At 70.5% G+C, this 21,814-nt stretch carries 20 protein-coding genes; 13 read left to right on the top strand and 7 right to left on the bottom strand.

The features are described from left to right. Positions 1-15 precede the first annotated feature (15 nt). From OG718_RS41405 to OG718_RS41435, 7 genes are all read left to right on the top strand, one after another. Entirely contained in the window at positions 16-1,470 is a 1,455-nt protein-coding gene (locus OG718_RS41405; protein WP_143635832.1) for a CitMHS family transporter, read from the top strand. A 74-nt stretch (positions 1,471-1,544) separates the two neighbouring features. Continuing rightward, entirely contained in the window at positions 1,545-2,780 is a 1,236-nt protein-coding gene (locus OG718_RS41410) for an MFS transporter (RefSeq protein ID WP_143635830.1), read from the top strand. Between the two features lie 202 nt (positions 2,781-2,982). Beyond that, a complete protein-coding gene (locus OG718_RS41415) occupies positions 2,983-4,329 on the top strand; it encodes an ABC transporter ATP-binding protein (protein WP_143635827.1) in 1,347 nt (448 codons plus the stop codon). Positions 4,330-4,355: 26 nt separating this feature from the next. Continuing rightward, positions 4,356-4,820: a DUF3574 domain-containing protein gene (locus tag OG718_RS41420; RefSeq protein WP_443055236.1), complete on the top strand. Its 465-nt coding sequence runs from the start codon at positions 4,356-4,358 to the stop codon at positions 4,818-4,820. Between the two features lie 163 nt (positions 4,821-4,983). Next, positions 4,984-6,372 carry an aldehyde dehydrogenase family protein gene (locus OG718_RS41425; protein ID WP_328846607.1) on the top strand — a complete coding sequence of 463 codons (1,389 nt, stop codon included), beginning with the start codon at positions 4,984-4,986 and terminating at the stop codon, positions 6,370-6,372. 14 nt (positions 6,373-6,386) lie between these two features. Next, positions 6,387-7,490 carry a Zn-dependent alcohol dehydrogenase gene (locus tag OG718_RS41430; RefSeq protein ID WP_328846608.1) on the top strand — a complete coding sequence of 368 codons (1,104 nt, stop codon included), beginning with the start codon at positions 6,387-6,389 and terminating at the stop codon, positions 7,488-7,490. A 318-nt stretch (positions 7,491-7,808) separates the two neighbouring features. Continuing rightward, positions 7,809-9,197 carry an MFS transporter gene (locus OG718_RS41435; protein ID WP_328846609.1) on the top strand — a complete coding sequence of 463 codons (1,389 nt, stop codon included), beginning with the start codon at positions 7,809-7,811 and terminating at the stop codon, positions 9,195-9,197. 13 nt (positions 9,198-9,210) lie between these two features. Here OG718_RS41435 and OG718_RS41440 read toward each other — a convergent pair whose 3' ends face one another. From OG718_RS41440 to OG718_RS41450, 3 genes are all read right to left on the bottom strand, one after another. Then, complete coding sequence (locus OG718_RS41440) at positions 9,211-10,194, bottom strand: DMT family transporter (protein ID WP_306943749.1); 984 nt, start codon at positions 10,192-10,194, stop codon at positions 9,211-9,213. 140 nt (positions 10,195-10,334) lie between these two features. Further along, positions 10,335-11,045, bottom strand: a complete 711-nt coding sequence (locus tag OG718_RS41445; RefSeq protein ID WP_328846610.1) for an ArsR/SmtB family transcription factor — start codon at positions 11,043-11,045, stop codon at positions 10,335-10,337. A 120-nt stretch (positions 11,046-11,165) separates the two neighbouring features. Beyond that, the gene (locus OG718_RS41450; protein ID WP_143635815.1) at positions 11,166-11,804 is read right to left on the bottom strand and encodes a TetR/AcrR family transcriptional regulator; all 639 of its coding nucleotides are present in this window, start codon (positions 11,802-11,804) and stop codon (positions 11,166-11,168) included. A 103-nt stretch (positions 11,805-11,907) separates the two neighbouring features. Here OG718_RS41450 and OG718_RS41455 point away from each other — a divergent pair, with 103 nt between their 5' ends. The 3 genes from OG718_RS41455 to OG718_RS41465 all read left to right on the top strand — a co-directional run bounded on the left by OG718_RS41455 (position 11,908) and on the right by OG718_RS41465 (position 14,136). Next, positions 11,908-13,059 (top strand): acyl-CoA dehydrogenase family protein, encoded by a 1,152-nt coding sequence (locus OG718_RS41455; RefSeq protein ID WP_143635813.1) that lies wholly within the window; start codon positions 11,908-11,910, stop codon positions 13,057-13,059. 60 nt (positions 13,060-13,119) lie between these two features. Continuing rightward, positions 13,120-13,407 (top strand): YiaA/YiaB family inner membrane protein, encoded by a 288-nt coding sequence (locus OG718_RS41460; RefSeq protein ID WP_055612233.1) that lies wholly within the window; start codon positions 13,120-13,122, stop codon positions 13,405-13,407. 102 nt (positions 13,408-13,509) lie between these two features. Beyond that, a complete protein-coding gene (locus tag OG718_RS41465; RefSeq protein WP_143635811.1) occupies positions 13,510-14,136 on the top strand; it encodes a TetR/AcrR family transcriptional regulator in 627 nt (208 codons plus the stop codon). Positions 14,137-14,261: 125 nt separating this feature from the next. Here the strand turns inward: OG718_RS41465 and OG718_RS41470 are convergent, their stop codons facing one another. Next, positions 14,262-14,723: a MaoC family dehydratase gene (locus OG718_RS41470; RefSeq protein WP_143635809.1), complete on the bottom strand. Its 462-nt coding sequence runs from the start codon at positions 14,721-14,723 to the stop codon at positions 14,262-14,264. Positions 14,724-14,863: 140 nt separating this feature from the next. Between OG718_RS41470 and soxR the strand changes: the two genes are divergently transcribed. Further along, on the top strand, positions 14,864-15,373 hold the full coding sequence (gene soxR, locus OG718_RS41475; protein WP_143635807.1) for a redox-sensitive transcriptional activator SoxR: 510 nt from the start codon (positions 14,864-14,866) through the stop codon (positions 15,371-15,373). A gap of 36 nt (positions 15,374-15,409) precedes the next feature. Here the strand turns inward: soxR and OG718_RS41480 are convergent, their stop codons facing one another. Together OG718_RS41480 and OG718_RS41485 are read right to left on the bottom strand one after the other, a co-directional pair. Further along, positions 15,410-16,477, bottom strand: a complete 1,068-nt coding sequence (locus tag OG718_RS41480) for an RNA ligase (ATP) (RefSeq protein ID WP_306940839.1) — start codon at positions 16,475-16,477, stop codon at positions 15,410-15,412. Positions 16,478-16,644: 167 nt separating this feature from the next. Continuing rightward, positions 16,645-17,448, bottom strand: coding sequence for a 3-keto-5-aminohexanoate cleavage protein (locus OG718_RS41485; RefSeq protein ID WP_328846611.1), 804 nt, complete (start codon positions 17,446-17,448; stop codon positions 16,645-16,647). 55 nt (positions 17,449-17,503) lie between these two features. Between OG718_RS41485 and OG718_RS41490 the strand changes: the two genes are divergently transcribed. Continuing rightward, positions 17,504-18,022 carry a hypothetical protein gene (locus tag OG718_RS41490; protein WP_306940843.1) on the top strand — a complete coding sequence of 173 codons (519 nt, stop codon included), beginning with the start codon at positions 17,504-17,506 and terminating at the stop codon, positions 18,020-18,022. A gap of 45 nt (positions 18,023-18,067) precedes the next feature. Here the strand turns inward: OG718_RS41490 and OG718_RS41495 are convergent, their stop codons facing one another. Further along, positions 18,068-18,676, bottom strand: a complete 609-nt coding sequence (locus tag OG718_RS41495; RefSeq protein WP_306940844.1) for a hypothetical protein — start codon at positions 18,674-18,676, stop codon at positions 18,068-18,070. 325 nt (positions 18,677-19,001) lie between these two features. Between OG718_RS41495 and OG718_RS41500 the strand changes: the two genes are divergently transcribed. Further along, on the top strand, positions 19,002-21,803 hold the full coding sequence (locus tag OG718_RS41500) for a penicillin acylase family protein (RefSeq protein WP_328846612.1): 2,802 nt from the start codon (positions 19,002-19,004) through the stop codon (positions 21,801-21,803). Positions 21,804-21,814 lie beyond the last annotated feature (11 nt).

Consider the following 21,814-nt stretch of genomic DNA (forward strand, 5'->3'; position numbering starts at 1 on the left):
GTTAGGTATCCACTCATGCTGACCATCCTCGGCTTCACCATGATCGCGACCTTCCTGGTCCTGATCATGATGAAGAAGATGTCGCCGATCGCGGCGCTCGTACTGATCCCGGCACTCTTCTGCGTGTTCGTCGGAAAGGGCGCGCATCTCGGCGACTACGTCATCGAAGGGGTGGGCACCCTCGCGCCCACCGCCGCGATGCTCATGTTCGCCATCGTGTACTTCGGCGTCATGATCGACGTCGGCCTCTTCGACCCGATCGTCCGAGGCATCCTCAAGTTCTGCAAGGCCGACCCGCTGCGCATCGTCGTCGGCACGGCCCTGCTCGCCGCGATCGTCTCCCTCGACGGCGACGGCTCGACGACGTTCATGATCACGGTCTCGGCGATGTACCCGCTGTACAAGCGCCTCAAGATGAGCCTCGTGGTGATGACCGGCGTCGCCGCCACCGCCAACGGCGTCATGAACACGCTGCCCTGGGGCGGCCCGACCGCCCGCGCCGCCACCGCGCTCAAGCTCGACGCCGGTGACATCTTCGTCCCGATGATCCCGGCGCTCGCCGTCGGCCTGGTCGCCGTGATCGCCCTCTCGTACGTCCTCGGCCTCCGCGAGCGCAAGCGCCTCGGCGTGCTGAGCCTGACCGACGTACTGACGGACGAGAAGCAGCTGGTCGAGGAGCCCGAGACCGAGACGGTGCTGGTCGGCGCCGGTGCCGCCGCCTCCGGCGGTCCCGGTGACGGCAAGGTGCGTATGACCAAGACCGCCGGCGGCGCGGGCTCCGGCACCGACGCTTCCGACGGTGACGACGAGGAGGAGGACGACGTCCGCCTCCAGGGCCTCGACCCGAACCGTCCGACGCTGCGCCCCAAGCTGTACTGGTTCAACGCACTGCTCACGGCGACGCTCCTGACCGCCATGATCATGGAACTGATGCCGATCCCGGTCCTGTTCGTGCTCGCCGCCGCGCTCGCCCTCACGGTCAACTTCCCGCACATCCCCGACCAGAAGGCCCGCCTCGCCGCCCACGCCGACAACGTCCTCAACGTCTCCGGCATGGTCTTCGCCGCCGCCGTCTTCACCGGCGTCCTCCAGGGCACCGGCATGGTCGACTCCATGGCCAAATGGCTCGTCGACGGCATCCCGGACGGCATGGGCCCGCACATGGCCCTCGTCACCGGCGTACTCAGCCTCCCGCTCACCTACTTCATGTCGAACGACGGCTTCTACTTCGGTGTCCTGCCGGTCCTCGCCGAGGCCGGCGCGGCCCACGGGGTCTCCCCGCTGGAGATCGCCCGCGCCTCGCTCGTCGGCCAGCCGCTGCACATGTCGAGCCCCCTCGTCCCGGCCGTGTACGTCCTGGTCGGCATGGCCAAGGTCGAGTTCGGCGACCACACCAAGTTCGTCGTCAAGTGGGCCGCCCTCACTTCCCTCGTGGTACTCGGCGCCGGAATCCTGTTCGGCATCATCTGAGCCCCGGCTCCAGGGAGTTCGGCGCGGGCCGAGCTCACTCCGTTCGTCCGTTTCATCCAATGGAGGGTGTCACTGTGAGGCCCGGTGGGAACCGCGGCTGGCTGCTCCGCCTCGTCATCGCCTTCAGCTTCGCGCAGGGGGCGGTGTCGATGGCACGGCCCGCCGTCTCCTACCGGGCCCTCGCGCTGGGCGCCGACGAGCGCGCGATCGGTGTCATCGCGGGCGTCTACGCACTGCTGCCGCTCTTCGCCGCCGTACCGCTCGGACGCAGGACCGACCACGGCCGCTGCGCCCCGCTGCTCCCGGTCGGCGTCGTCCTCATAGCCGGGGGCTGCGCCCTCAGCGGTACGGCGAACTCCCTTGCCGCGATGGCGGCCTGGAGCGGTGTGATGGGCCTCGGACACCTCTCCTTCGTGATCGGCGCCCAGTCGATCGTGGCCCGCCAGTCGGCACCGCACGACCAGGACCGCAACTTCGGCCACTTCACCATCGGCGCCTCGCTCGGCCAGCTCGTCGGGCCGATCGCCGCGGGCGCGCTGATCGGCGGCCCCGACATGGCGGGCACCAGTGCCCTCGCGCTGCTGGTCGCGGGCGCCGTCGCCGCGGTCTCGTTCGTCTCGCTGTGGCGCATAGAGCACCGCGACCGGCCCAAGTCCCGTACCGGACGCGGCGATCGCGTCCCCGTTCACCGCATACTGCGCACCCGGGGCGTACCCGCCGGCATCTTCATCAGCCTCGCCGTGCTGTCCGCGACGGACATCCTTACCGCGTATCTGCCGGTGGTCGGCGAACACCGCGGCATCGCGCCCTCCGTGATCGGCCTGTTGCTCAGCCTGCGCGCTGCGGCGACCATCGCCTGCCGCCTGGTGATGACGCCCATGCTGCGGCTCCTCGGCCGGGCCGCGCTGCTCACCACGACCTGTCTGCTGGGGGCCCTCCTGTGCGCCGGGATCGCGCTGCCCGTGCCGGTCTGGGGCCTCGCCGTGATCCTCGCCCTCCTCGGCTTCTGCCTGGGCGTCGGCCAGCCCCTGTCCATGACCACGGTCGTCCAGGCCGCCCCCGACGACGCCCGCTCCACCGCCCTCGCCCTGCGTCTGACCGGCAACCGGCTCGGCCAGGTCGCCGCGCCCGCCGCCGCGGGCCTGGTCGCCGGAGTCGCCGGCGTGGCCGCGCCGTTCGTCATGCTCGGAGCGCTGCTGCTGATCGCCTCGGGGCTCGGACTGCGACAGGGGCGTACGGGCGCCGCCGGGCCGGAGCCGACGGAACGTAGGGGACGTACGCCATCCGCACCGGAGCCCGAGAGACACTGAACAGACCTCTTTCGCACCGGAGTTGGCCCGAACGCCCCTGTTTCACGATAGGCCCCTCCACAAGGCCCGCCCGATTCCGCCGCAAGTCTTCCCCGGGATGTGTGCGGTCCGTTAGCTTCCGTGACTCATAGGTCTCGTACGACCCGCGAGACCTCCGATCGCGGAGCACCAGCGCCCTGTGAGCCCCCGGGGGTCACGTCCCATGTCACGCGCCATCTCCCTTCGACAGGTCAGCAAGTCCTATACGCGCGGTGTCTCCGTGGTGGACAGGTTGTCGCTCGACGTCGCGCCCGGCGAGTTCCTGGTGCTGCTCGGACCGTCCGGCTGCGGCAAGTCGACCGTGCTGAGGATGATCGCCGGCCTCACGGATCCCACCGAGGGGCAGGTGCGGCTCGACGGCGCCTACGCCAACCATCTGGAGCCCGCGGACCGGGACATGGCGATGATCTTCCAGAACTTCGCGCTCTACCCGACCATGAACAGCCGCGACAACATCGGTTTCCCCCTGCGCATCGAGACGCCCGGCGAGGACCCGCGCTCGCGCGTCGACGCCACGGCCAAGATGCTCGGCATCGAGGACCTCCTCGACCGCTTCCCCCACCAGCTCTCCGGCGGCGAACGCCAGCGCGTCGCGATGGGCCGGGCGATCGCACGACACCCCTCCGCGTTCCTGATGGACGAACCGCTGGCCAACCTGGACGCCAAGCTCCGCAACCGTCTGCGCGCCGAAATCGCCCGTCTCACCAGGGGTCTGGGCGTCACCACGGTGTACGTCACCCACGACCAGGCGGAGGCGATGTCCCTCGGCGACCGGGTCGCCGTCCTGCGCGGCGGTGTCCTCCAGCAGGTCGGCACCCCGCGCACGGTCTACGCGCTGCCCGAGAACGTCTTCGTCGCCGCGTTCGTCGGCACCCCGCGCATCAGCCTCCTGCGAGGCATCGTCCTCGCCCCCCTCGACGGTGCCATGTCGATCGGCCTCGGCCGCCAGGCCCTCGTCCTGCCCGAACCCCTGTCCCTGGACCACCGGTTGCTCCGGGTGCACCAGGGCCACGAGGTCATCGTGGGCCTGCGCTCCGAGGCCGTACGCATCGCCAAGCCGGGGGAGGCCAGGCCCGGCGAGGTGGCGATCAGCGGGCTCGTCGAGCACGTGGAGTTCCAGGGACACGAGGTCCTCGTCCACTTCAACACCGGCTCACAGCCCGCCGTCGTACCCGACCTGGAGGCGCCGCGCCCCGTGGCCCGGCCACCGAGGCGCCGCCGTCCCGTGGGCGGTGTCCTGGGCCGCCTGCGGGACCGGGCCGGCGCGCTGCGGGCCGGACCCGTCGTGGTCATGGAGGATCCCGGGGACGCCGGACAGGACCGGACCGAACTGCCGCCTCCCGAGGGCCGGTTGCCCGGAGACCTCATCGTCCGTACGACACCCGACCACGAACTCCGCCACGGCATGCAGGTTCCCCTCCTCGTGGACCTCGCCCATCTGTTCGTCTTCGACCACGAAGGCGTACGGATCTCCCCGGCCCCGGCGCGCCTGCCCGACCTGGAGGACTGAGGCCCGCTAGGTATGCGTTCATGATCATGAACACCATGCGTACCCGCCTCGCCGTCGCTACGGCCTCCGCCCTCCTCTTCGCCGGCGCCCCGGCCGCGTACGCCACACTCACCGACGCCGAGCCCCGGCAGACGGCTCCGGCGGCTCCGACGGCCAGGGGCGCGGCGTACGTCGAGACCCGTCTCTTCTTCGGCACCGAGCGCCCCGACGGAGGCCCGGCCGTCACCGACGGGCAGTTCATGGACTTCGTCGACCGGCAGGTCACCCCCGCCTTCCCGGACGGGCTCACCGTGCAGGACGGCCGCGGGCAGTGGCGCGACAGGAACGGTGTCATCGAGCGAGAGCGGTCGTACGAGCTGATCCTGCTGTATCCCGTGGGGCGGGCGAAGGCGGCCGACCCCGGGATCGAGGGGATCCGGGACGCGTACGAGAAGGAGTTCGGCCAGGAGGCCGTTGCCCGGCTGGACGAACCGACGCGCGCGGACTTCTGAGGTCCGACGCCCCCGTGCTCCCGTGGGGGCCTCGGGGTGCTTCCCTGTGGGCCCTGTGATCGTCCCGGGGCCCCTGGTGTGCAAAAACTAACACCGCTAGTTTGGGGTCTCGGACGACGGCTAGGTTGGGCGGCGGAGACGACGCCCCTCCCGGGAGGAACGCATGAAGGCACACGACGGCATGTACATCGACGGCGAGTGGCGCCCGGCCGCCGGGACGGACGCGATCGCCGTCGTCAACCCGGCCGACGAGCAGGTCATCGCCCAGGTCCCGGCGGGCACCGCCGACGACGTGGACGCCGCCGTACGAGCCGCGCGCGGAGCCCTGCCTGCCTGGGCCGCCACACCGCCCGCCGAGCGCGCCGCACGGATCACCGCACTCCGGGACGTACTCGTCGCCCGCAAGGACGAGATCGCCGAGACGGTGACCGCCGAACTCGGCTCACCGCTGAAACTCTCGCAGGCCGTGCACGTCGGAGCGCCCATCGCGGTCGCCGGTTCGTACGCCGAGCTGGCCGCTTCGTACGCCTTCGAGGAGAAGGTCGGCAACTCGACCGTCCATCTGGAACCGGTCGGCGTGGTCGGCGCGATCACCCCCTGGAACTACCCGCTGCACCAGATCGTCGCCAAGGTCGCCCCGGCCCTCGCGGCCGGCTGCACGGTCGTGCTGAAGCCCGCCGAGGACACCCCGCTGACCGCGCAGCTCTTTGCGGAGGCGGTCCACGAAGCGGGCGTTCCGGCCGGGGTCTTCAACCTGGTCACCGGCCTCGGCCCGGTCGCGGGCCAGGCCCTCGCCGGGCACGAGGGCGTGGACCTGGTCTCCTTCACCGGCTCGACGGCCGTCGGCAGGCAGATCGGTGCGACCGCGGGCGCGGCCGTCAAGCGGGTCGCCCTGGAACTCGGCGGCAAGTCCGCCAACGTCATCCTGCCGAGCGCCGACCTCGCCAAGGCGGTCAACGTCGGCGTGGCCAACGTGATGTCCAACTCCGGCCAGACATGCAGCGCCTGGACCCGCATGCTGGTCCACGACTCGCAGTACGACGAGGCGGTCGCGCTGGCGGCGGAGGCGGCCGCGAAATACGGCGAACGCATAGGGCCCGTCGTCAACGCCAAGCAGCAACAGCGCGTGCGGAGTTACATCGAGAAGGGCGTCGCGGAGGGAGCGCGACTGGTGGCCGGCGGACCCGAAGCCCCGCGCGATCAGGGCTACTTCGTCAGCCCGACCGTCTTCGCGGACGTGACCCCCGAGATGACGATCGCCCAGGAGGAGATCTTCGGCCCCGTGCTCTCGATCCTCCGGTACGAGGACGAGTCCGACGCGCTGCGGATCGCGAACGGCACGGTGTACGGGCTGGCGGGGGCCGTGTGGGCCGGCGAGGCGACCGAGGCCGTGGCCTTCGCGAGGCGCCTCGACACCGGACAGGTGGACATCAACGGCGGGCGCTTCAACCCCCTTGCCCCCTTCGGCGGTTACAAGCAGTCGGGGGTCGGCCGCGAGCTGGGCTCGCACGGCCTGTCCGAGTACCTCCAGACCAAGTCCCTGCAGTTCTAGGAGGGTTGTACGACATGGCTCGTGCGACGCACGCGGTTCGCGCCGCTGTCCTGCCCGCCGTCGGGGCTCCGTTGGAGATCACCGAGATCGAGTTGCCGGAGGTGCCGGGCCCCGGGCAGGTGAGGGTGCGGCTGGCCGCGGCCGGGGTCTGCCACTCCGACCTCTCCCTGTCCAACGGCACCATGCGGGTGCCGGTACCCGCCGTGCTCGGCCACGAGGGGGCGGGGACCGTCGTCTCCGTCGGCCCCGGGGTCACGCACGTCGCGCCCGGGGACGGAGTGGTCCTCAACTGGGCTCCCTCCTGCGGCAGTTGCCACGCCTGCTCGCTGGGCGAGGTATGGCTGTGCGCCAACGCGCTGGCGGGGGCGGGGGAGGTGTACGCGCGGCGCTCCTCCGACGGGGCCGACCTGTATCCCGGGCTGAACGTCGCCGCGTTCGCCGAGGAGACGCTGGTCGCGGGTGCCTGTGTGCTCCCCGCGCCGGCCGGGATCCCGTTGACCGACGCGGCGCTGCTCGGCTGCGCCGTGCTCACCGGGTACGGGGCCGTCCACTACTCGGCGCGGGTCCGCTCCGGGGAGACCGTCGCGGTGTTCGGGGTCGGCGGGGTCGGTCTCGCGGCGATCCAGGCCGCGCGGATCGCGGGCGCCTCGACGATCGTGGCGGTGGATGTGTCGCCGGAGAAGGAGTCCCTGGCGCGGGCGGCCGGGGCCACGGAGTACGTCGTCGCGTCCGACACCACCGCCCGGGAGATCCGTGGGCTCACGGGCAAGCAGGGGGTCGACGTGGCGGTCGAGTGTGTGGGCCGGGCCGTCACGATCCGGGCTGCCTGGGAGTCCACCCGCCGAGGCGGCCGTACGACGGTCGTCGGCATCGGCGGCAAGGACCAGCAGGTCACCTTCAACGCCCTCGAACTCTTCCACTGGGGCCGCACGCTCTCCGGCTGCGTCTACGGCAACTCCGATCCGGCCCGTGACCTGCCGCTCCTCGCCGACCACGTCCGTGCGGGGCGCTTGGTCCTGGGCTCCCTGGTGACCGAACGGATCGCCCTGGAGGGCATCCCGTCGGCCTTCGAGAACATGCTGGCGGGGAAGGGCGGGCGGGCCTTGGTGGTCTTCTAGCCCCCACGGACCTTTCCTCGCCCCCGCCGCCCCTACCCATTCCCGTCCCCTGGGGCTCCGCCCCAGACCCCGTGGGGTGGGTTGTCGGGTGCGGGTGGGGTGTGGCTGGTCGCGCAGTTCCCCGCGCCCCTTAAAGGGGCGCGGGGAACTGCGCAATCTTTGGCGGGGGTTCGGGGGCGGAGCCCCTGAGTAAGGGACGGGAATGGGTAGGGGCGGCGGGGGCGAGAGAAGAACAATCGCCGCACACCCGTTGACCCACATACCGTCCGGTCAGTACGTTGCCGCGAACGTCCCCGCACCCACCGGAGTGTGCACCGCATGGACACCGCTCCTTCCGCCCTCCCCAGCACATCCACCCCCGCACAAGACGCCAAGAACCGCCGCAAAGGGGCAACGGCCGCCGCCCTGGCCTCAGCGGTCGAGTGGTACGACTACTTCGTCTTCGGCATAGCGGCAGCCCTGGTCCTCGGAGACCTGTACTTCCCCGCAGGCAGCTCCTCCGCAGGAGTCCTCGCCTCGTTCGCCACCTTCGCCGTCGGCTTCCTCGCCCGCCCCTTCGGCGGAATCATCGCGGGCCATCTCGGCGACAAACGAGGCCGCAAGCCCATGCTGGTCCTGGCCCTGACCCTGATGGGCGTGGCCACGACGGGCATCGGCCTCCTCCCCACCTACGAGACGATCGGCATAGCCGCCCCGGTCCTGCTCGTCACGCTGCGCGTCATGCAGGGCATCGCGGTCGGCGCGCAGTGGGGCGGCGCGATGCTCCTCGCCACCGAGTACGCGCCGGAGGGCAAGCGGGGCATCTACGGGAGCTTCGTCCAACTCGGCGTCCCCATCGGCGTGGTGACCGCCAACTCGGTGTTCCTACTCGCCGGCGCGTTCACCAGCGAGTCGGCGTTCGCCGCGTGGGGATGGCGGCTCCCGTTCCTGGTAGGCCTGCTCGTCCTCGTACTCGCCTGGTACATCCACAAGCACGTCGAGGAGACCCCCGAGTTCCGGGCGGCCGAACGGGCCCTGGCCGAGAAGGAGAAGGCAGAGAAGGAACAGGCGGCAGAACAGGGAGAACAGGGAGCAGACAAGGGAAAGGTTGGCGGCGGCGCGCGGAACTCCCCACTGCGCACCATCCTCCGCGGCCACCTCGGCACGGTCTTCCTCGCGGGCGGCTCGTTCGCCGTGAACACCGCGACCTTCTACATCCTGATCACCGGCGTCCTCGACTACACGACCCGCGAACTCGACATGAACCGCGGGGCAGTCCTCACGGTCTCCCTCTGCGTGAGCCTCACCCAGCTCGTCCTGATCCCCGCGTCCGCCGCGCTCTCCGACCGCATCGGCCGCATCCGGATCTACGGTCTCGGCGCGGCCGGCATCGCCCTGTGGGCCGTACCGATGTTCCTGCTGATCGACACGGGCTCGCTGCTGTGGCTGGCGGTCGGCACGTTCGTCGCCAGCTGCTTCCTCAGCATCATGTACGGGCCCCAGGCCGCCCTGTTCGCCGAGCTGTTCACCCCCGAGATGCGGTACACGGGCGCTTCGCTCGGCTACCAGATCGCGGCTGTCCTCGGCGGCGGACTCGCGCCCTTCGTGATGGTGCTCCTGCTGGAGACGACGGGCACGTCGATGTCGGTGGCCGCGTACATCATCGGGCTCGCCGTGATCGCGCTCGGATCGATCAAGGTCCTTGCGGACAGGGCGCGTTCACGCTGAGAAGCCGGGCCGTCTAGGCCTGCTCGCGCTGCGGCTCCGGACTCGTCTCCGGGGCCGCGGCGACGGATCCGCCGGCAGTGGCAGGAGTAACTTCCGCTGCCACCGCGGCCGTTCGCGGGCGCGACCGCGACACCGCCACCCCTGCCAGACACACCAGTCCGCCGACGAGCGTGATCCAGCCCGGCACCTCGTCGAGAGCAACCCAGGACATCAGCACCACCAGCGCGGGCACCGCGTACGTCGTGGCGCCCATCTTCCCGGCCGTCGTACGGGCCAGCGCGAACGCCCAGGTGGTGAACGCGAGGGCGGTCGGGAAGACGCCCAGGTACACCATGTTGAGGGTCGCGGACAGCGGGGCGTCGGCGGCGTCGGAGACCAGCTGCCCGGCGAAGGGCAGACAGGCCACCGCCCCGATCGCACAGCCGTACGTCGTCACCTGGAGCGCGGAACCGTGCCGCAGGGCCGGCTTCTGGGCGACCACACCGCCCGCGTACGCCACCGCGGCGAGCAGACAGAGCAGCACGCCGAGCACGGAGGCGCTGCCTTCGCCCGACATCGACAGGCCGACGACCGCCGCTCCCGCGAACGACACGGCCATCCCGGCGAGGAGCCTCGGCGGCAGCCCCTCCTTGAGGAGCCACCCCGCGAGCAGGGCCATGATCAGCGGGCCCACGTTCACCACCAGGGCGGCGGTGCCCGCGTCGACCTTCTGCTCACCCCAGTTGAGCACCACCATGTAGAGCCCGAACCAGAGCAGCCCGGACACCACGATCCCCGGCCAGGCGGCGCGCGGCGGCAGCCCCTCCCGGCGTATCAGACAGATCACGCCGAGGACGAGCGTCCCGGCGAGCAACCGGCCCAGGGCCAGGGCGCCGGGCGCGTACGCCTCGCCCGCACTCCGGATGGACACGAACGCGGAGGCCCACAACAGCACGGTGACCGTCGCGGCTCCGGCCGCGAGCAGTTCCGTACGGCGGGCTGACAGGAGAGGCTTCATCACTTTCCAGAGGCTAGGTGGGGTCACGGGAAAGGGCTCGCGATTTTCGGACCGGGCGTTGAGCTCCGCTGAGCCGTTGTCCGTCTGCGGGTCGGTGTGGGGGCTGGTCGCGCAGTTCCCCGCGCCCCTTGCGGGGCACGTCAGAAGAGCGTCTCCGACTGGATTCCCAGTAGGTCCGCCAGGGCCCGGTCGCCCTTGGGCGTGACCTTCACGGCTCGCTCCGAGCCGATGCGTACGCACCAGCCCGTGTCCAGGGCGTGCCGGCACAGCGCGGCTCCCGCCACGCCGGCGAGATGGGGACGGCGTTCCGTCCAGTCCAGGCAGGCCCGGGCGAGCGGGCGCCGCCCGGTGCGTACGAGGGGGACGCCGAGGCCGTCGAACCAGCGCACCCCTTCGTCGGTGAGCGCGAACCCCGTGTCCTGCCGGAGCAGTCCGAGCCCTGTCAGTGCGTCGGTGACGGCGATGCCGAGGCGGCCGGCCAGGTGGTCGTAGCAGGTGCGGCCCCGGGCCATCGCGCTGCCCGCGCCGGCCTCACGCAGGGTGCGCGGTCGCACGGCGGCCGTCGGCGCGACCTGGGCGGCGAGGTCCTCGACGAGCTGGGCGACCCGGGCGTCGGCCAGCCGTACGTACCGGTGCCGCCCCTGCCGTTCCTCGGTGAGCAGCCCGCCGGCGACGAGCTTGCCCAGGTGCTCGCTGGCCGTCGACGCGGCGACCCCCGCATGCCGGGCCAGCTCACCGGCCGTCCACGCCCGCCCGTCGAGCAGCGCCAGCAGAAAACCGGCCCGTGTCTCGTCGGCGACCAGAGAGGCGAGGGCGGCGAGCCCGGCGGCCCCGGTACGTGAGGAGGTCATGCACCCAGCATGCGCGACGCACAGTTCGGCGAGCGCCGAACGATGAGCGCCCCGTAAGGGGCGCGGGGAACTGCGCGACAAGCCACATACGGCCCGCAGACAGGAAGGCATGCGGAACCCCTACTCCCCCCGCAACCCCTCAAACTGCAGCGCCAACCCGTCCAGCAACGCCCTCAGCCCCGTCTCGAAGGCCCGTTCGTCGATCTTCTCCTGCTGTTCGGCGAGAAGATGGGCCTGCCCGAGATGCGGATAGTCGGCGGGATCGTACGCGGTCTCGTCGTCCACGAAGCCTCCGGCGAACGACCCCAGCGCGGAGCCCGTCACGAAGTACCGCATCAGCGCGCCGATGGACGTGGCCTGCGCCGGCGGCCACCCCGCCTCCACCATCGCACCGAATACGGCGTCGGCGAGCCGCAGTCCGGCCGGGCGGCGGCCGGGGCCGCGGGCCAGGACCGGGACGATGTTCGGGTGGTCGCGCAGGGCGGCCCGGTAGGAGACGGCCCAGTCGTGCAGCGCGGTGCGCCAGTCGCGCCCGTCCTCGAACATCGACAGGTCGACCTGCGCGCTCACCGAGTCCGCGACCGCCTCAAGGATCTGGTCCTTGGTGCGGAAGTGGTTGTAGAGGGACGGACCGCTGACCCCCAGTTCGGCGGCGAGCCGGCGCGTGGAGACGGCGGCGAGTCCCTCGGCGTCCACCAGCGTCCGGGCCGCCCCGACGATCCGGTCGGTGCTGAGGAGGGGCTTGCGCGGTCTGGCCATGGCGCACATAGTAGGGCTGCGAACCGGAAACTAGCAGTGCTAATTTAACGCTGCAGCAGTCACACCGCGGCCGTCACGTGGCCTTCGACCGGGAGGACTCGTCATGAACCTGGGGCTCAGCGAGGAGCAGACCGCCGTCCGACGGCTCGCCAGGGACTTCGTCGACCGGGAGATCGCCCCGCACGTCGTCGCCTGGGACCGGGCGGAGGAGGTCGACCGCTCGATCGTGAAGAAGCTCGGCGACGTCGGCTTCCTGGGCCTCACGGTCGACGAGGAGTACGGCGGATCCGGCGGCGACCACCTCGCGTACTGCCTGGTGACGGAGGAGCTCGGCCGCGGCGACTCCTCGGTCCGAGGCATCGTCTCGGTCTCCCTCGGCCTCGTCGCCAAGACCATCGCGTCCTGGGGGAGCGAGGAGCAGAAGCGGCAGTGGCTGCCGGGGCTCACCTCGGGTGCGTACGTCGGCTGCTTCGGCCTCACCGAACCGGGCACCGGATCCGACGCCGGCAACCTCTCGACCAGGGCGGTGCGCGACGGCGACGACTACGTGATCAGTGGCAGCAAGATGTTCATCACCAACGGCACCTGGGCGGACGTCGTGCTGCTCTTCGCCCGCTCGACCGACGCCCCCGGTCACAAGGGGGTCTCCGCCTTCCTCGTGCCCACCGACACCCCCGGCCTGACCCGCCGCACCGTCCACGGAAAGCTCGGACTGCGCGGCCAGGCCACCGCCGAGCTGGTCCTCGATGGCGTCCGCGTGCCCGCCTCGACGATGCTCGGCCCAGAGGGCAAGGGCTTCTCCATCGCCATGTCCGCGCTGGCCAAGGGCCGGATGTCCGTCGCGGCCGGCTGTGTCGGCATCGCCCAGGCCGCACTGGACGCCGCCGTGACGTACGCGACCGAGCGCGAGCAGTTCGGGAAGACCATCGCCCACCACCAGCTCGTCCAGGAACTGCTCAGCGACATCGCCGTGGACGTCGACGCGGCCCGGCTGCTCACCTGGCGGGTCGCCGATCTCGTCGACCGGGGCGAGCCGTTCGCCACCGAGTCCTCCAAGGCCAAGCTCTTCGCCTCGGAGGCCGCAGTGCGCGCCGCCAACAACGCCCTCCAGGTCTTCGGCGGCTACGGCTACATCGACGAGTACCCGGTCGGCAAGCTGCTGCGCGACGCCCGCGTGATGACCCTCTACGAGGGCACCAGCCAGATACAGAAACTGGTCATCGGCCGTGCGCTGACAGGGATTTCGGCCTTCTGAGTACGCGTCTGAGTACGCGAGCGGATGTGGCTGCGGCCGCGTCGGCCGATTCTGGTCCGCATGAGTGAGACACCGGTCAAGCAGCAGAACACCGCCGCCTTCTACGGCCAGGCGGTCCTATCGTTCGGCGTCGCCGTCGTCGCCACCACCATCGGCATCTTCAAGCTGGAGGCCGACACCTGGGTGCGGGCCTTCCTGGGGATCGCCGTCCTCTACCTCGTCACCTCCGCCTTCACCCTCGCCAAGGTGATCCGCGACCGCCAGGAGGCCGGGCAGATCGTCAGCCGGGTCGACCAGGCCAGACTGGAGAAGCTCCTCGCCGCACACGACCCCTTCGAGAAGCTGTGAAGCGCTGAGCGGGTTTCCCACGCCTCTGATCGGGCACTCTAAGCGCCCGCTCAGCATCGGAGGTATGGTGTTCGTTCTGCCAGTGGAAGGGGCGAACCAGCGATGAGTACGGCGGAGGAGACGGCCGGTGCGGAGATGCCGCCGTGGGCCGAGGTCACCCCGGACGCGGCCCGGCGGCTGCTCGTCGCCGCCGTGGAGGCCTTCGCCGAGCGCGGGTACCACGCGACGACGACCCGCGACATCGCGGGCCGGGCGGGGATGAGCCCGGCCGCGCTCTACATCCACTACAAGACCAAGGAAGAACTGCTCCACCGGATCAGCAGGATCGGCCACGAGAAGGCCCTGGAGATCCTGCAGACGGCGGCCCGGCGCGAGGGCAGCGCCACCGAGCGGCTCGCGGACGCCGTGAGCTCCTTCGTCCGCTGGCACGCCGGGGGCCGCACCACCGCACGGGTCGTGCAGTACGAACTGGACTCGCTCGGCCCGGACGCCCGGGCCGAGATCATCGCCCTGCGCCGCCAGGTCGACGCCGAGGTCCGCGGCATCATCCAGGACGGCGTGGCGGCAGGCGACTTCGACGTCCCGGACATCCCGGGCACCACCCTCGCGGTCCTCTCCCTGTGCATCGACGTGGCCCGCTGGTTCAACGTCAACGGCACCAGGACACCGGAAGAGGTGGGCGCCTTGTACGCGGACCTGGTCCTGAGGATGGTCGGGTCCGGGAAATAGCCCGTCGGGTTGCTCGCGCCCGCGCAGGGGCGCCCCTTCAGGGGCGCGGGGCTGTGACATCTGCGGCTCCGCCGCGGGGCGCGACCAGCCGCAACGGACCCGCAGCTCACACGCGGCCGGAGACTCTAGAAGTAGTACCGGGAGACAGACTCAGCCGCACAAACCGGCTTGTCGCCCCCCTCGCGCTCCACGGTGAAGCCCACGGACACCTGCACCCCGCCCGGCACCTCATCGACACCGGTGATCTTCGCCGTCGCGCGCAGCCGCGACCCCACCGGCACCGGAGCGGGAAAACGAACCTTGTTCGTCCCGTAGTTGACACCCATCCTGACCCCCTCGACCTTGATCAGCTGAGGCCCGAACAGCGGCAGCAGCGACAACGTCAGGTATCCGTGGGCAATGGTCGTCCCGAAGGGACCCGCCGCGGCCTTCTCGGGGTCCACGTGAATCCACTGGTGATCCCCTGTCGCGTCGGCGAACAGGTCGATCCGCTTCTGGTCGACCTCCAGCCAGTCGCTGTACCCCAACTGCTCACCCACCGCCGCCTTGAGTTCGTCGGCGGACGCGAAGATCCTCGGCTCTGCCATGTCCCTGGCCTCCCGTGTAGCAATGTCTAAGCAACTGCTTAGCATGGTAGGGCGAGGGTCCCCTGTCAACGGACCGGAAGCGTGACGCGTGCCGAGAAAGGCGGGCGAGCCAGGTCGACGGGATGGGTAGGCTTCGAGGGGTGCCCCAGATTCCCGAGAAGATCCACGAACTCACGGTCGGCCAGTTGTCGGCCCGCAGCGGCGCTGCCGTCTCGGCCCTGCACTTCTACGAGTCCAAGGGCCTGATCAGCAGTCGCCGCACCACAGGCAATCAGCGCCGCTACCACCGGGACGCACTGCGCCGGGTCGCCTTCGTACGGGCCGCGCAGCGCGTCGGCATCCCGCTGGCCACGATCCGTGACGCGCTCGCCGAGCTTCCCGAGGAGCGCACTCCGACGCGCGAGGACTGGGCCCGCCTCTCGGAGGCCTGGCGGTCCGAACTCGACGAGCGCATCAAGCAGTTGGGCCGTCTGCGCGACCACCTCACGGACTGCATCGGCTGCGGCTGTCTCTCACTGGAGACCTGCGTGCTGTCCAACCCCGACGACGTCTTCGGCGAACGGCAGAGCGGTTCCCGGCTGATGGTGGAACGCCCGGGCGCCAGGAAGCAGCGCGAGCAGCCGGAGAAGGAGCCCAGGGACTGCGGCTGAAGCAGGCTCTGGGCTTCTGAGGCCCCGGGCCCCTCCTCACTCGTACTCCGTGCCGCCCTTCCGCGTCAGATACGCCGGGCTGACCGCCTTCGCGACGGCCCGGCCACCCGTCACCGGGCTGTACCGCTCGATGGCGGGCCTGATCACGACTCCCTCGCGCAGATGCAGCCCCTGCCCGGAGACCGTCTCGCGCCCGGAGGCGAACTCCAGGACGCGGCCGATGTCGTACGGGCCCTCGTAGAGCCGTGGCACGAGCGGCAGTTCACCCGTGAGCAGCTCCGTCGCGTCCAGCCAGCGGACCTCGCCGTCGATCTCCGCGGACACGTCGAACACCGCGTACCCGAGCGTCTCGCGGCGGCCGTCGGCGCCGTAGGTGAGGTCCTGTACGCCCGCTCCGTACACCTCGCCGAAGACGCCGACCCGGCGCGCCCCGAGCCGTTCGGCGAGCCGGGCCGCGGCCGCCGCGACGCCGTGGCCGTGGACCGCGCGCCAGTACAGGTTGCGCGGGTCCTCCGTCAGGGCCAGGTACTTGGCGCCGAAACCCTTCGAGGAGACCTGGACGCGGCCGTCCTCGGCGAAGTACGTGAGCAGGCAGGCCGAGCCGTGCAGCTTCTCGGTCAGGACCACATCCTCGCCCGGGGCGAAGATGTCCGGGTAGCGCTGGATGTTCTCGATGTCGACCCAGGGCAGCAGACCGGGAGCCGACTCGACCTCGCCGTCCATCGTGGGCGGTATCGGCGGCACCCATTTGGTGATGCCGAGCCGCTCCGCGAAGTCCGTGCCGTCCGCCGCGGCCCGCGCGAGGTCGACGCCGGCCAGCGCCTTCGGCCGGCAGACGATCCCCTGCGACAGCTCGCCGCGCAGCCGCACCGCCTTCACGCGGTCCGACCTGCTCCCCGCGAGGCGTCCGGTCAGGCCCAGTTCCTCGATCAGGTCCTCGGGCAGCACGGACTGCTCCGGGATGTAGACGGCGGTCTCGCCGGTGCGGTACACGCCCTTGGCGACGACGGCTCGGTACAGGCCCACCTGGGCCAGTTCGAGTGCGTCGGCGTTCGGATGCTCGTGGACGGTCAGCACTTCGGCGGTGACGCGCAGCGTCGACATGGCGGGACTCCTCGGGTTCCTCAGACCGGTTTCATCACCTCCAACTGTCCGTACGGGAAAGGGGTGGAGCGAAGGGTTTTGGGGCTGGTATGTGCTCCGCCGGGAGCCAGTTGGTGACCTGCATTTGCGGGTCCGGTGGGGGCCGGTCGCGCAGTTCCCCGCGCCCCTCAGGGGACGCGGCGCCGTGCCCCCTCGTACTGGGCCAGACCCTCCGTAACCAACTCCGCGTTGGACAGCGCCCGTTGACCGCCCGGCAGGAGGAGGGTGTCCTCCAGGCCGATTCGCGTCGCGAGTCCGAGGCGTCCGGCGAGCCGGAGGACCGGCCAGGTGCCGCCCTCCTCGCCGTGCAGCAGGACGGGACGGCCGTGAGTGGTGGCCTGCGGGCCCGGTGGGGGCTGTTCGCGCAGTTCCCCGCGTCCCTTGCGGGGCGGGGTGGCGGACCCCATTCCCAGTGCGGCCAGGAGCTCCTTGGCCGAGTCCTCCGCCGTGTCGGGATTCGGGTCCGTGACCTCTGCCAGGATGCGCAGAACTCGCGGGCCGAGTGGTGACGCCGCGAACCGTGCGGCTCCGTCCGTGCCGGACCAGATGCCCGCCTCCACGGCCACGCCCCGCTCCAGGAGCGCGGCGGCGACCTGCTCGGCCCCCGGCTCGTGCCAGTTGACCGAGGCGTGGTCGGGCAGGACGGTCCACTCACGGACGCGCGCGACACGGGCCGCGGGGTCGGGCTCGGCCCAGGCGCCGGTGGTCACGCCGACGGGGACGCCGACCCGTGAACGTATTTCTTCCAGCGTCGCTGCAACCGCTTTCGGCGACAGCGTGTCCTCTCCACAGGGGGACTTTGCATGGACATGGATGTCCGACGCCCCGACCGCGACGGCCTCCGCCGCGGAGTCGGCCATCGCTCTCGGCGACAACGGCACGAGCGCACCGTCACCGGACCCGCGTCCCCCGTTCACACACACCTGCACCATGTCCCCGATGGTGCCAGCCGCCACTGACAACCGGAGACCGAAGGAGGAACAGGCGATGAGCCTGGCCATCTGCTCGCTCAAGTGGGAAGCCGCGCACACGGGGGCGCAGAAGATCACGTACGAAAGCGACGGATACCACCTAGTGCGCTTCCCGTACGTCACGGGGGAGGAGCAGTACGACCCCTGGAACATGCACGACCCGGCGAAGGGCGGCGACAGCGCGTCGAAGTTCCCCGATGCACGCTCGGGCCTGATCTGGCCCAGTCACGACGGCTGGGGCGTACTGTCCGCGATGGTCTTCTGGGAGGCGGACTCCCGCGGACTCGAATACCGGGCGCGCTACGTCCGGGACCCGCTGAACCTCTCGACGGGCTACAACTCGACGGCCACGACCGACATCGCACCCACCCGCGGCGGCCAGTACCGCACCTACATGTGGCAGATGTTCGTCCACCCTCAGACGCCGCTCGGCCTGAAGATCTCCGTGCGCGGCGCGGGGGACGTGAAGGTCTCGGCACCGCTGATGCTCGCCGAGTTCAAACTCGCCATCCACACCGACGTCAAGACGCCGTAGCCAATCGCCCGGGGGTGCGATTCCGCCGACGCACCCCCGGTACGCCTAGCTCGCCACGGACATCAATAGACGCCCTCTTCTGGCTTCTGCCAGGGCCTCGGGCGTGAGAACCGGCCGCGGGACCACGATCCCGCAGGCCGTGCAGACCGGGCCCGTGGACGGTTCGTGGGCCAGGTCGTACTTCCAGGTGAGGCGCTCGCCCGAGCAGACCGGGCAGACGGTGCCCGGCTCGCGCTCCAGGGCGGCGATCAGCCGGCGCAGCACCTCGGCCATCGGCTCATGGGGGTGGACCCGCGGGTCGTCGCACCAGGCGACCCCGAAGCCGCCCCAGGTGAGCCGGTGCCAGTCGTCCACGCTGCCGGGGCTGCGCAGACCGTCGTGCTTCTCCTTCTTGCGGCGCTGTGCGAACTCGACCTCGTAGGCGAGCCATACGGAGCGCGCCTCCTCCAGTTCGTCCAGTGCGGCCACGAGCCGCGCTGGATCGGGGGACCGGTCCTCGGGGCCGAACCCGGCCCGGGAGCACAGATGGTCCCAGGTCGCCCGGTGACCGTAAGGAGCGAACCTCTCAAGGCACTTGCGCAGTGAATAGCGCCGCAGTGCCAGATCGCTCCTCGGGTCGCGCACCTGTCTCGCCAGACTCCGAAAGCCGGCCATCGCCCTGCACCTCCGTCACACCTGCACCTGTACTTCGGTCACTTCGGCGTCGTCGAAAGGACGTCGCCGAATAGACGTATCGACACGCGATTCGGCTCCATCTGTTTTTCGGCGACTGTCAAAAAGCCGCCAATCGGGCGGTTTCGGACTGCCCGCCAGACGGTTCTCGGCCGTCCACCGTCTGCTTCTCGCCGTCGGCCGGTGCGGCCGGCGGTGCGTCGGAGGACCTCCGGCCCCGCCGACGCCAAAAGTGACGCATGTTCATCTTCAAACTCGGGGATACCGGCGGTAACGTCCGGCTCACCCCCGTCGCGAGGAGCCAGCCATGCCCCGGCGTACCCCACGCACCATCCTCGACAGACAGAGAACTCCCCGCAGATTCACCAAGTTCCTCAAGGGCGCATCCATATGCGTGCTCGTTGCCGGTCTTTTGTCACCTCTTTCCCAGACGGCCGCCGCGCAGCCCGCCCCGGCGGCGGCCGCGGCAGCCGCCAACGACTACTGCGGCGGACGGTGTTCCGACATCCTCCCGGCGGGCCAGAACGGCAACGCGACCCTCGCCGAGATCCTCCTGAACCAGGCCTTCGGAAGTCAGCCCGCGCACGCGGACGACCAGCTCGCGCCCTACGGCAACCTCGCGTCGGGCTACTCCGGGCTCACCGACGCCAAGATCAACGACTTCTTCAGGGACGCCTCGTTCGGGGTCCCCGCCGACCAGGTCGAGTCGACCCTGAAGCCCGCCGGACGCACCGACGTCACGATCGTCCGCGACAAGAAGACCGGTGTGCCGCACATCACAGGCACCACGCGTTACGGCACGGAGTTCGGCGCCGGATACGCGGCCGCCCAGGACCGACTGTGGCTGATGGACGTCTTCCGGCACGTCGGACGCGGCAAACTGACCCCCTTCGCCGGCGGCGCGCCCTCCAACCAGGGCCTTGAGCAGGAGTTCTGGCGCCACGCCCCCTACACCGAGGCCGATCTCCAGGCCCAGATCGACAACGCCGTCGCCACGAACGGCGCCCGCGGCCAGCAGGCCCTCGCCGACGTCCGGGCCTACATCGCCGGCATCAACGCCTACATCGACGCCTCCGACAGCGGTCGCTACTTCCCCGGCGAATACGTCCTGACCGGCCACAAGGACTCCGTCACCAACGCCGGGACCATCGAGCACTTCAAGGAGACCGACCTGGTCGCGCTCGCCTCGGTCATCGGCGCGCTCTTCGGCTCCGGGGGCGGCGGCGAGGTCAACAACGCCATCTCACTCCTGGCGGCCCAGTCCAAGTACGGCGTGGAGGAGGGCACCAAGGTCTGGGAGTCCTTCCGCGAGCGCAACGACCCCGAGGCCGTGCTCACGGTCCACAACGGCGAGAGCTTCCCGTACGCGACCAAGCCGGCCGACCCCCAGGGCGAGGCACTGCCCGCCGCGGGCTCGGTGGCCGAGGAGCCGCTGGTCTACGACCGCACGGGCAGCGCGGCCACCGCCACGGCCACCGGGACGTCCGCCTCGGCGACGGCGAGCGCGCTCAGCTCGGCGAAACGCGGCATGTCCAACGCGCTCGTGGTGAGCGGCAAGAGCACGGCGAGCGGCAATCCGATCGCAGTCTTCGGTCCGCAGACCGGCTATTTCGCGCCACAGCTGCTGATGCTCCAGGAGATCCAGGGCCCCGGTCTCAGCGCCCGCGGCGCCTCCTTCGCCGGACTGAGCATGTACGTCGAACTCGGCCGCGGCCAGGACTACGCGTGGAGCGCCACGACCTCCGGCCAGGACATCATCGACACCTACGCGGTCGAGCTGTGCCAGGACGACACCCACTACCTCTACCGCGGCACCTGCACGGCCATGGAGAAGATCGAGCAGACCAACGCCTGGAAGCCCACCACCGCCGACGGCACCGCGGCAGGCTCGTACCGCATGCAGGTCTGGCGCACCAAATACGGCCCGGTGACGCATCGCGCCACGGTCGACGGCAAACGGGTCGCGTACACCACCCTGCGCTCCTCCTACATGCACGAGGCCGACTCGATCATCGGCTTCCAGATGCTCAACGACCCGGACTACGTGAAGAGCCCGCAGACCTTCCAGTCGGCGGTGCAGCACATCAACTACACCTTCAACTGGTTCTACGCCGACTCGCAGCACACCGCGTACTACAACAGCGGTGACAACCCGGTCCGCGCCAACGGTGTCGACGCCGAGTTCCCGGTCTGGGCGCAGCCGGCGTACGAGTGGAAGAACTGGACGCCGACGACGAACACCGCCGACTACACACCGGCGTCCGCCCACCCCAACTCCATCGACCAGGACTACTACATCTCCTGGAACAACAAACAGGCCAAGGACTACACCACGGCTCCCTGGGGCAACGGCTCCGTCCACCGCGGCAACCTCCTGGAGGACCGGGTGAAGAAGCTGGTCACCGCGGGCGGGGTCACCAGGGCGTCCCTCACCAAGGCGATGGCCGACGCCGCGCTGGCCGACCTGCGCGCCGAGGACGTACTGCCCAAGCTGCTGAAGGTGGTGAACAGTTCGCCGGTCACCGACCCGGCGGCCGCGGCGGCCGTGACGAAACTGTCCGACTGGGTGACGGCCGGCGCCAAACGCAAGGAGACCTCGGCCGGTTCGAAGGCATACGCCAACGCCGAGGCGATCCGCATCCTGGACGCCTGGTGGCCACTGCTGGTCAAGGCCGAGTTCGAACCCGGCCTCGGCAGTGACCTCTACACCGCCATGACCAACAACCTCCCCGTGGACGAGGCGCCGTCGGCCGGACACGGGCCCACCGGCTCGCACGCCGGAAGCTCCTTCCAGTATGGCTGGTGGAGCTATGTCCACAAGGACATCCGGGCGGTGCTCGGCGAGACCGTGCAGGGCGGACTCGCCAAGCCCTACTGCGGCGGCGGCAGCCTCGGCGCCTGCCGGACCGTCCTGATCAACACCCTCAAGGAGGCCGCGGGGAAGACCGCCGCCCAGGTCTACCCGGGCGACGACCTCTGCTCGGCCGGCGACCAGTGGTGCGCCGACTCGGTCAACCAGCGCACGCTGGGCGGCATCAAGCACAACAAGATCAGCTGGCAGAACCGGCCCACCTACCAGCAGGTCGTGGAGTTCGCCTCACACCGGTGACGTCAGGCACC

It is taken from the genome of Streptomyces sp. NBC_00258, from assembly GCF_036182465.1.
Classification (GTDB): Bacteria; Actinomycetota; Actinomycetes; order Streptomycetales; family Streptomycetaceae; genus Streptomyces.